The sequence below is a fragment of the Cupriavidus sp. SK-3 genome (genome assembly GCF_000611145.1).
Taxonomy (GTDB): Bacteria; Pseudomonadota; Gammaproteobacteria; order Burkholderiales; family Burkholderiaceae; genus Cupriavidus.
The window spans coordinates 1-518 of sequence record NZ_JFJV02000141.1; the positions used below are offsets into that span (position 1 = coordinate 1).

The 518-nt window shown below is 63.1% G+C and carries 1 protein-coding gene and 1 pseudogene; both read left to right on the plus strand.

The annotated features are described in order from the left end of the window. Positions 1-354: pseudogene (locus CF70_RS14990) on the plus strand (NAD(P)(+) transhydrogenase (Re/Si-specific) subunit alpha); the annotation flags it as partial. 16 nt (positions 355-370) lie between these two features. Next, positions 371-518 (plus strand): proton-translocating transhydrogenase family protein (locus tag CF70_RS38960; RefSeq protein ID WP_414629453.1); only part of this gene is annotated, 148 nt, incomplete at its 3' end.

A 518-nucleotide genomic window follows, 5' to 3' on the forward strand; every position in this document is an offset into this window, starting at 1 on the left:
GTCATCACTACCGCGCTGATCCCGGGCCGCCCGGCGCCGGTGCTGCTCAAGGAAGAGACCGTGAAGGCGATGAAGCCGGGCTCGGTGGTGGTCGACCTGGCTGCGGCGCAGGGCGGCAACTGCCCGCTGACGGTGGCCGACGAAGTGGTGGAGCGCCATGGCGTCACGCTGATCGGCCACACCAACCTGGCCGGCATGGTTGCGGCGGACGCCTCCGCGCTCTACGCGCGCAACGTGCTCGACTTCCTCAAGCTGATCACCGACAAGGATGGCAAGCTCGCCATCGATATGAAAGACGACATCGTAGCGGCTTGCCTGATGACCAAGAGCCGTGAACTGGAACTGACAAGCTGAGGAGAAGTCCATGGAAATGGTGAACCACACGGTGATCAACCTGATCATCTTCGTACTGGCGATCTACGTGGGCTACCACGTGGTCTGGACGGTCACACCGGCCCTGCACACCCCGCTGATGGCCGTGACCAACGCAATCTCGGCCATCATCATCGTCGGCGCCA